Below are 9,894 nucleotides of genomic sequence, written 5' to 3'. Positions count from 1 at the left end.
CGTGGCTGAGCTTGCCATCCAGGCCGAGGATCAGTTCGTCGGTGCTGCGCGAGTCCACCTTGAGGTTGGCGCTTGAGCCTTTCTCGGTGTAGCCCTCGTCCTTGATCCAGGTGTAGTCGGTGCGCACGGACGGGGTGAAGTCGGTGCTCTCGTTCAACTTGTAGGTACGACCCAGGCCAACCCCGGCGGTGGCCACCAGGCTGTTGTAGTCAGCCTTGGCGGTTTCGCCCAGGAACAGGATGTCACGTTTGCCTTCAGTGTTGTTCTGGCCGATGCCGGCCTGGAAGTTCAGCTCCATGCCACGATCCAGGCTGTGGCTGCCGTAGCCCAGCAGCTGGAAGACATCCACCTCGGCGCTGTTGGGTGCGGCCCTGGAGTTGCCGTCGATGTCGGCCTTGGCGTAGGCGAAGGCCACCCCGAGACGCGTGGTATCGGACACGGTGCCGTCAATGCCGAGCGCCAGGCCGCCGACGTTGGCTTCAAAGCCTGGAGCGCCGTTGCGGTCATTCTGGTCGGCCAGCGAGCCGAAAGGCTTCAACCAGACCTTGTGGTCGCCATAGAACTGGTCACCCGAGGACATGCCGCGGTTGGACTCGATGCGCGCCTGAATGACCCGGTTGATGCCGGTCAGTGCCGAGGTCGAGGCCATGGCGCTGCTGCCGGCGAACAGCGGCAGCGTCTGGGACACGGCGTCAGACACTTCCTGCGAGGTGCCGAGGCGGCCCAGCGCATCGATGACGGTCTGCATGTCGGGGTTGGAGGTACCGCTGTCGATGATCGTGTCGAGGGCGCCGGCGGCGCCCAGACCGCTGCGGTTGTTGTTGGAATTGGCGGCGTCGACGACGGTCATGGCCTTGACGATCTTGAAGTCGATATGACCGTCCTCGCCTTCAGTGGCCAGGCTCTGGAAGTTGAACAGCGCGCTATTGTCCTCGACTTGGGCAAAGTTACCGGTAAGCTCGAATGCGCTGACAACGCGGCTCAGGGTTTGCCCGGATGCCAGCGTATTGACTTCCTTGACGTCGACGTAGGCCTTGCCGGCGATGGTCGCGGTGCCATCGACATAGAGCTGGCTGTATTCATCTTCGCCGCTGCCGGCGGCCATGATGCGCAGGGTACCGGTCTCGGTCTGGGTGAAGTCGCCGGCCACGTGGCCGGCATCCGCTAGCATCGGCAGGTCGATCAGGCCGGCGTTGTTGACGTTCACGCCGTAGCCGCCGAGGTAGAGCTTGCCGCGCAGTACGCCGTCCTGCATGTTGTTGATCGTGCTGCTGCCTTCGGAGCCGAAATTGTAAATCGAATAGGCTTCGCCGTCGGCCGCCGTACCGACAATGGTGCCGTAGTTGTTCACCTCGCCATTACCCATACTGGCGGCGAACAACCCAGTCGCTAGGCCGTCACTTCCGTCGACGAGGGAGGCGCTGATGGTGCCATGGTTGTTCAGCGTGCCAGCAAAATAGTTACTGTACACGCCTGCTGCGATGCCTGAAGCGGCATTGAGATTGGCACTGATCTGGCCGCGGTTGGTCAGGGTGCCGTACATTGTAGTCAGCAAAACGCCTGCCGCGCCCCCTTCCTGAGCAGTTGCCTCGGCCGTAATGCGGCCACTGGCCAGGTTGTCAATCAGGGCATCGGCCGAAGTCGAATTATAGATATAGAGGCCGACGGCCTCCGCGTAACCGTCTGCCGAAGTGCTGTTGGCGCTGATGGTGCCGCTGTTGCGCAGCACACCTTGCATAGCGGGGGTGCCGCCCTCGCGGATGCCGTAGGCAAAGCTGTTTCGGGAATCGTTCGATACCGAGGTGGCGCCGATGAGGCCATTGTTGGTCAGGGTGCCCAGCAGCTCGCCACGGATGTCGACACCGGCAATCGCCAACCAGGAGTCCTCTCCCAGACCGCTGGACAGGATGCTGCCGTTGTTGGTCAGGCTGCCCAGTACAGGGCCGCCCTCAGAGAAGCCCAGGCTGCCGAAGTACAGCACCGCCGCCGAGTTGGAGGTGCTGATGGTCACGCCCTGGTTGACCACGGTGTCCGCATAGCTACTGGGGATGCACTGCCCTTGATCGGTGCTGACCGTCGGCCCGCAATAGGCAACAGCCTGAGCCTGAGTGGCGAACAGCCCATTGGCGCAGAAGGCGGCAATGGCACTGTGCAGGGCGGTGGTTTTCCATTGCGGGCGAGGCGAATGTCCGTTCGACATGAAAGGTGCGTCCTTTATAAGAAAATGCGAAAAGTTTCACAGAATTCGCTAAATAGTATCGGTATGCCATCAATCCCACACTAACTGATTCAACGCGGGCTGCAGATATCCACCCCGAGGGGGCCACGAACATTGCCGCGACCTGCAGTGCCTCTCTCCGCTGCTTCACGATGAGACCGTTGGCGCGTCTGCAAGCACTGTCGGAACTGGTGGGCAATGCGCTGGAAAGTATTCGGCGTTGTCATTTAAACGCTTTGCATTGCTGCATTGGCAGGTTAGTTTCCGGCGGAGATCCAGTTACCTACAGGCCACTGCTTTGAACTACGTCATTATTGAGAATGCCCTGCCTGCCGAGCTCTTGGCGGAAATTGCTGCGGCCATCCAGGCCGGCCCCTTCGATAACGGCAAAAATACGGCACAAGGCATGGCCAGGACGGTCAAGCGCAACTTGCAGTTATCGGCGGCGGGGCATGCACAATTACTCGACAAAGTAGCCCTGGCAATCCAGGCGCACCCTGTTATGCAGGCATTCGCCATGCCGCGCTTCATTGGGCGACCGATCATCAATCAGTATGAGGAGGGCATGGAGTACGGCATGCACTCCGATGGCGCTTATATTCATGATGTGCGCACCGATGTGTCCTACACCCTGTTTCTCGACGATCCATCTACCTATCAGGGTGGTGAACTGGTCATCGCCACCACCGCGCAAAAATTCAGCTTCAAGCTGCCGGCCGGATGCATGGTGATCTATCCCGCGGGTGAGTTGCATCGGGTGATGCCCGTCACCGGCGGGGTGCGCAATGCAGTGGTCGGTTGGGTGCAGAGTCGCGTACGCGACGCGCACAAGCGCGAGATCATTGCCAAGCTCAGCCTTGTACCGAGAACCCTGAGCCAAGATGAAAAATATACCGAGCTGGCGACTCAGTCTGGACAGTGCATTCAAGAGTTGCTGCGTATGTGGGGCGATTGAGGCGTTCTCAACCGATTCCATTTTTGTGTGATCGAGTTCGAATTTATTTTTAGCTGGAGTCGATGCCGAGCATGACACTGCCTGCTTTATCTGCGCCCGGTTTTCGCGGCCACCTGGGTCAACCGGAGCAACTCCTGGGGCTACAGCTGACACCCGGCCCAGGGACTATCGACTGGATGGTCCTGGACGACTGGTTGCGTGACAAGCTGATGCTGGCGCTGCAGCCCTACCCAGCGGGGGCGCCTTGCGCACCTGCACAGACTCCGGCGCACGCGGTTTGTGAACTGCTCTGGCGCATATTGCAGGTGGCGGCAGAGTTGCAACGTGCGGCGCGCATTCCGGTCTTCGAGCCCGGACGGATACTCGCCTGGCAGCCGGATGAAACCCGGCCAGGGATTTGGTTGTGCCAGGTCGGTATCGTGCAGGTCGACTATGTGCCCGCGCAGTCGATGCGCCTGGTCTACGATGCCGCGGTGCTTCTGGTGCTTGGCGTCGCTGCGGACCCCACGAGTTTCGCCGCCGTCGAGCCGCTCTATCGGCAACTGGAAAGCAAGGTGCTGCAGCCACTTCGCGCTGTGATGCCAGTGGGTAAATCGGTCTTGCCGCTGTTGGCTTGCGCGCACGAGTGCGGCATCCCCTGGCGTCATTTGGGCGTAGGGATTTTCCAGTTGGGCTGGGGCGCGCATCGCCTGCGCATTCAGCACAGTAAAGTCGAGACCGATTCGGCACTGGGGGTCGCGGTTTCACAGGATAAACGGGTAGCCGCCGAATGGCTGCGCCGTGCAGGCTTGCCCGCGCCCAGGCACCAGTTGGTCGCCAGTGAGAAGGAGGCTATGGCGGCGCAGGTGGCGTTGGGCTGGCCACTGGTGGTGAAGCCGGCGGACCGTGATCGGGGGGAGGGGGTGACGGTCGACATTCGCAGCGAAGCTGCGCTGCTTGCTGCCTTTCGGCAGGCTGCTGGACTGTCCTCGCAGGTACTGGTCGAGCGCCAGGTTGGTGGGGTATGCCATCGTCTACTGGTGGTGCGCGATGAGGTTCTGTATACCGTCAAACGCGGGCCGATAGCCGTGCAGGGTGATGGCCAGCGCACGATCGGCGAGTTGATCGCGGCGGTCAATGCCACGCAGATGGCGTTGCCGAGCTGGAGGAGGGCGCCGCTGTATCCTGCCGATGCGCTGGCCGTGGCGTGCCTGCAGCAGGCCGGCTTCAGCCTTGATAGCGTGCCGCTGGTGGGTACCTGGGCGGCGCTGCGGCAGATTGAGTCAACCGAGTGGGGCGGCCTGGATGAGGACTGCTCCGCGACCCTGCACCCCGATAATGCGGTCATTGCGCGTCAGGCGGCTGCGCTCTTCGGTCTCGATGTTGCGGGTATCGATATCATCTCGTCCGACATAACCCGGCCCTGGCATGAAAACGGCGCAATCATCAATGAGGTCAACTCGGCGCCCGTGCTGGGTCAGAGTCTCAGCTCGCTGCGGGTCATGCCGCAATTATTGGCGCGCTTGCTGGTCGCGCGGGGGCGTATAGGCATAGAGGCTTGCGTCGGTGCGGATCAGGCAATGGAGATGGCGCGTCAGCGGCAACAGGCCTGGCAGGGGCAGGGGGTTGCCTGCTATGTGACGAGTCACAGCGTCACGCTCGATGCCTCTGGATGTGTGCTGCCCATGGCGCAGGAGGGGCTGTTCGCGCGCTGCACCGCACTCCTGACGAACAAGGCCGTGGCCGCCCTGGTGCTGGTGGTGCAGACGGATGAACTGCTTTACAGCGGCTTGCCTGTGGACGCTCTGAATAGGCTCATGAGCAGTGGCGAGCCGTTGCTCGCGTGTTCTAAAGATGACTCAACGGCGAGAGCGGTGCCCCCCGACGAGGTGGTGGCGTTCCTGCAAAGCCTGGCCATGGGATCCCAGGCGACCGGTATCGACCCGTCCTGTACTCATCCTTAACAGCTGGAGAGTCCGGGCCGGGTCACCTGAAGGGGGCCACCCGCGTCTTTCCGATTGCTGATGCAGCTGACCTCGAGTGCGATAGTGCGATTGCCTTCGTTCGCTTGCCTCAGCTCTACGCAAACCACTGCCGCACCACCCGCAACGCCTGGGTCTGGCGCTGCTGCCAGTCGCCCCGGATGCACTGCAGTGGCTGGCGATGCAGGCGCAGCCAGCGTTCACAGCGCAGATGGAACTGCTGCCGCTGAATCAGCTCTGGCTGGCTGCGCTGGCCATCATCCACCCACGGCACCTGGTCTGGGCTGAGCAGCAGGTGCAAATGGTATTCGCGCTCAAGCAGCGCCTGTTCCATCCAGGCGGGGCAGTCGGCAAACAGTTCCTGGCTCCAGAGCATGTTGCTGAGCAGGTGGGTGTCGAGTATCAGCAACTCCGGTCGGGAGGCACGGGCCTGGTCTTCCCATTCAAGTTGGCCGCGCGCGATGTGCTCAATATCCGCATAACAGGTGTCACGCTGGGTCTGTTCGATGAAGTGGCGAACGTACTCACCGACCACCACACCGCCAAATTCGGTGTGGAGTTTGCCAGCCAGCCAGCTTTTACCGCTGGACTCCGGCCCGGTCAAGACCAGTACCTTCATGCACGGGCCAAGGCGCGGTCACGGCGCCAGGTCAGCCAGCCATTGAGCGCCAGCACGGTGAACAGCGCATACAGCCCTGCGGTCAGGTACAGGCCGTGTTGCAGGAACAGCGCCACGAACAGCACGTCGAGGATGACCCACAGCGGCCAGCACTCCACGCGTTTCTGTGCCATCCAGACTTGCGCAACCAGGCTGAAAGCGCTGAGCGTTGCGTCCTGCCAGGGCGCGGCTGCATCGGTGAATACCACCATCAGGTAGCCCAGCAGCAATGCGCCTATAGCCCCGGTAGCCAGGCTGAACAGCAGGCCGCGCTGGTTCAGTCGATTGACGCGTACGCCCGCCAGGCCATCGCCGCCACGCGTCCATTGCCACCAGCCATAGAGTTGCAGGGCGGCATAAACGCCCTGCAGCAGCATGTTCGAATACAGCGCTGCGTCGTAAAAAATCCAGCCATACATGACCACCATGACCAGGCCGATGGGCCAGCACCACGGGTTTTGCTTTACCGTCAGCCAGACAGCCACAACGCCAATAACCGATGCAATTAATTCCAGGGTCGACATAAGACTCCAGCACGAGGTGTATCGAAATACGCGAGGCGCGATTGTAACGATTACCCTGCGCCATGGCTTGGCCGGAGCGCAGCATGGTCATGGTTTAGCCGGGCCGGAAACAACCAGGCCCGCATTGGCGGGCCTGGTTATTGGCTAGTTGTCGTAGCCGAGGTTGGGCGCCAGCCAGCGTTCGCTGACATTCAGGGCCTGGTTCTTGCGCGCCGTGTAGCTTTCCACCTGGTCCTTGTCGATCTTGCCGACGGCGAAGTACTGCGCCTGCGGGTGGGCGAAGTACCAGCCGCTGACCGAGGCGGCCGGGAACATGGCGTAGTGATCGGTGAGGAATACGCCGCTGCGGCCGGGCAGGCCTTCTTTGGCGGCCGGGTCGAGCAGGTCGAACAGGGTGCCTTTCTCGGTGTGATCCGGGCAGGCCGGGTAGCCGGGGGCAGGGCGGATGCCCTTGTAGGCTTCCTTGATCAGCTCCTCGTTGGAGAGGTGTTCGTCCGGCTCGTAGCCCCACCAGGTCTTGCGCACCTGCTGGTGCAGCCATTCGGCGCAGGCTTCGGCCAGGCGGTCGGCCAGGGCCTTGACCATGATCGAGTTGTAGTCGTCGCCGGCCTCCTGATAGGCCTTGGCCACTTCCTCGGCGCCGATGCCGGCGGTGGTGATAAAGCCGCCGACATAATCGGTGATGCCGCTGTCCTTGGGGGCGACGAAGTCGGCCAGGGAGAAGTTCGGCTTGCCGTCGGGCTTGATCGTTTGCTGGCGCAAATGGTGCAGCTTGGCCAGCGGTTGGCCGTCCTCGCCATAAAGCTCCAGGTCGTCGTCCTGCACCTGGTTGGCCGGCCAGAAGCCGAACACCGCGCGGGCGCGGATCAGCTTCTCGTCGATCAGCTTCTTCAGCATCGCCTGGGCGTCTTCGAACAGTGCGGTGGCAGCTTCGCCGACCACTTCGTCGGTGAGGATGCGCGGGTACTTGCCGGCCAGGTCCCAGGCGATGAAGAACGGCGTCCAGTCGATGTACTCGGCCAGTACCTTGAGGTCGATATCCTCCAGCACCTTGACCCCGGTAAAGCTCGGCACGCTGGGCTGATAGGTCGCCCAGTCGAATTGCGGTTTGTTCTCGATCGACTTGGCGTAGCTCAGGCGCTCGGTGCGCGCGCTGCGGTTGGCGGTGCGTTCGCGCACCTGGATGTAATCGAGGCGGGTGCGTTCGACGAAATCGGCCTTCAGTTCCTTCGACAGTAACTGGGTGGCCACGCCGACCGCGCGCGAGGCGTCGGTGACGTAGATCACCGCGTCGTTCTGGTACTTGGGCTCGATCTTCACCGCGGTGTGGGCTTTCGAGGTGGTGGCGCCGCCGATCATCAGCGGCAGGTTGAAGCCCTGGCGCTGCATCTCGCGGGCGACATGCACCATCTCGTCGAGCGACGGCGTGATCAGCCCGGACAGGCCGATGATGTCGCATTTCTCGGCAATTGCCGTCTGCAGGATCTTCTCCGCCGGCACCATCACGCCCAGGTCGACGATGTCGTAGCCGTTGCAGCCCAGGACCACGCCGACGATGTTCTTGCCGATGTCGTGCACGTCACCCTTGACCGTGGCCATGAGGATCTTGCCCTTGGCTTCCGGCTTGTCGCCTTTTTCCAGCTCGATAAAGGGGATCAGGTGGGCAACCGCCTGCTTCATCACCCGCGCGGATTTGACCACCTGGGGCAGGAACATCTTGCCCGAGCCGAACAGGTCGCCAACGATGTTCATGCCCGCCATCAGCGGGCCTTCGATCACCTCGATCGGGCGGCTGAAGCCCTGCCGCGATTCCTCGGTGTCTTCGACGATATGGGTGGTGATGCCCTTGACCAGCGCGTGCTCGAGGCGCTTGTTGACGGGCCAGGTGCGCCACTCCTCGGTCTCGACTTCCTTGACGCTGCCGTCGCCCTTGTAGTTGTCGGCGATCGCCAGCAAGGCCTCGGTGCCGTTCGGGGTGCGGTTGAGCACCACGTCTTCCACCACATCGCGCAGCTCCTTGGGAATCTGGTCGTAGATTTCCAGCTGGCCGGCGTTGACGATGCCCATGGTCAGGCCGTTCTGAATCGCGTAATAGAGGAACACCGAGTGAATCGCCTCGCGCACCGGGTTGTTGCCGCGGAACGAGAACGAGACGTTGGACACGCCGCCCGAGGTCAGGGCGTGGGGCAGGTGGTCGCGGATGTAGGCGCAGGCTTCGATGAAGTCCACGGCGTAGTTGTTGTGTTCCTCGATGCCGGTGGCGATGGCGAAGATGTTCGGGTCGAAGATGATGTCTTCCGGCGGGAAGCCGACTTCGTCGACCAGGATGTCGTAGCTGCGCTTGCAGATATCGCGCTTGCGCGCGGCGGTGTCGGCCTGGCCGTCTTCATCGAAGGCCATCACCACCACGGCCGCGCCGTAGCGTTTGCACAGTTTGGCGTGATGCTTGAACTGCTCGACGCCTTCCTTCATCGAGATCGAGTTGACGATGCCCTTGCCCTGGATGCATTTCAGGCCGGCTTCGATCACTTCCCACTTGGAGGAGTCGATCATGATCGGCACGCGGGAGATGTCCGGCTCGCCGGCGATCAGATTCAAGAAGGTGACCATCGCCTTCTGCGAATCGAGCATGCCCTCGTCCATGTTGATGTCGATCACCTGGGCGCCGGCTTCGACCTGCTGCAGGGCGACTTCCAGGGCTTCGGTGTAGTTGTCGTCGCGGATCAGCCGGGCGAACTTGGCCGAGCCGGTGATATTGGTGCGCTCGCCGACGTTGATGAACAGCGAATTGCGGTCGATGGTGAAGGGCTCCAGGCCCGACAGGCGGCAGGCCTTGGGGATCTCCGGGATGGCCCGTGGCGGGTATTTGCTCACCGCCTCGGCGATCGCCTGGATATGCGCCGGGGTGGTGCCGCAGCAGCCGCCGACGATATTGAGGAAGCCGCTCTGGGCGAATTCTTCGATCACCGCTGCGGTTTCCGCCGGGGTTTCGTCGTATTCGCCGAAGGCATTCGGCAGGCCGGCGTTGGGGTGGGCGGAGACGCAGGTGTCGGCCTTGTTCGCCAGTTCTTCCAGGTAGGGCCGCAAGTCCTTGGCGCCGAGGGCGCAGTTCAGGCCCACGGAAATCGGCTTGGCGTGGCGCACCGAGTTCCAGAACGCCTCGGTGGTCTGCCCGGACAGGGTGCGGCCGGAGGCATCGGTGATAGTGCCGGAAATCATGATCGGAAGCGTAACGCCGTCGTCCTCGAACACCTGCTGCACGGCGAAGATAGCCGCCTTGGCGTTGAGGGTGTCGAAGATGGTCTCGATCAGGATCAGGTCCGCGCCGCCTTCGAACAGGCCGCGGGTCGCTTCGCTGTAGTGCTCCACCAGCTCGTCGAAGGTGACGTTGCGGTAGCCGGGGTTGTTGACGTCCGGCGACAGTGAGCAGGTGCGACTGGTCGGACCGAGCACGCCAGCGACGAAGCGCGGGCGATCCGGGGTTTCCAGGGTCTTGGCATCGGCGACCCGGCGCGCCAGGCGTGCGCCTTCGACGTTCAGCTCATAGACCAGCGCCTCCATGCCATAGTCGGCCTGGG

The 9,894-nt window shown here is 62.4% G+C and carries 6 protein-coding genes; 2 read left to right on the top strand and 4 right to left on the bottom strand.

The features are described from left to right. On the bottom strand, positions 1-2,200 hold a 2,200-nt coding region (locus ABZE94_RS17125; protein WP_372876774.1), incomplete at its 3' end, for an autotransporter domain-containing protein. 316 nt (positions 2,201-2,516) lie between these two features. Between ABZE94_RS17125 and ABZE94_RS17120 the strand changes: the two genes are divergently transcribed. Continuing rightward, positions 2,517-3,173 (top strand): Fe2+-dependent dioxygenase, encoded by a 657-nt coding sequence (locus ABZE94_RS17120; protein ID WP_372876772.1) that lies wholly within the window; start codon positions 2,517-2,519, stop codon positions 3,171-3,173. A 176-nt stretch (positions 3,174-3,349) separates the two neighbouring features. Further along, entirely contained in the window at positions 3,350-5,116 is a 1,767-nt protein-coding gene (locus ABZE94_RS17115; protein ID WP_372876770.1) for a hypothetical protein, read from the top strand. A gap of 115 nt (positions 5,117-5,231) precedes the next feature. Here the strand turns inward: ABZE94_RS17115 and ABZE94_RS17110 are convergent, their stop codons facing one another. From ABZE94_RS17110 to metH, 3 genes are all read right to left on the bottom strand, one after another. Then, positions 5,232-5,753: an AAA family ATPase gene (locus tag ABZE94_RS17110; RefSeq protein WP_372876768.1), complete on the bottom strand. Its 522-nt coding sequence runs from the start codon at positions 5,751-5,753 to the stop codon at positions 5,232-5,234. Beyond that, the gene (gene pnuC, locus ABZE94_RS17105) at positions 5,750-6,316 is read right to left on the bottom strand and encodes a nicotinamide riboside transporter PnuC (protein WP_372876767.1); all 567 of its coding nucleotides are present in this window, start codon (positions 6,314-6,316) and stop codon (positions 5,750-5,752) included. The genes ABZE94_RS17110 and pnuC overlap by 4 nt, the downstream gene beginning before the upstream one ends. A gap of 144 nt (positions 6,317-6,460) precedes the next feature. Further along, positions 6,461-9,894, bottom strand: a 3,434-nt coding sequence (gene metH, locus ABZE94_RS17100; RefSeq protein ID WP_372876765.1) for a methionine synthase, incomplete at its 5' end; no start/stop codon positions are given.

The sequence above is a fragment of the Pseudomonas sp. genome, assembly GCF_041601375.1.
GTDB lineage: Bacteria > Pseudomonadota > Gammaproteobacteria > Pseudomonadales > Pseudomonadaceae > Aquipseudomonas.
This window is presented reverse-complemented; position numbering and strand designations above follow the sequence as displayed.

Bases quoted from the DNA above. Each gene is read 5' to 3' on its own strand.
- ABZE94_RS17115 (WP_372876770.1), top strand. From the start codon at position 3,350: ATGGTCCTGGACGACTGGTTGCGTGACAAGCTGATGCTGGCGCTGCAG.
- ABZE94_RS17110 (WP_372876768.1), bottom strand. From the start codon at position 5,753: ATGAAGGTACTGGTCTTGACCGGGCCGGAGTCCAGCGGTAAAAGCTGG.
- pnuC (WP_372876767.1), bottom strand. From the start codon at position 6,316: ATGTCGACCCTGGAATTAATTGCATCGGTTATTGGCGTTGTGGCTGTC.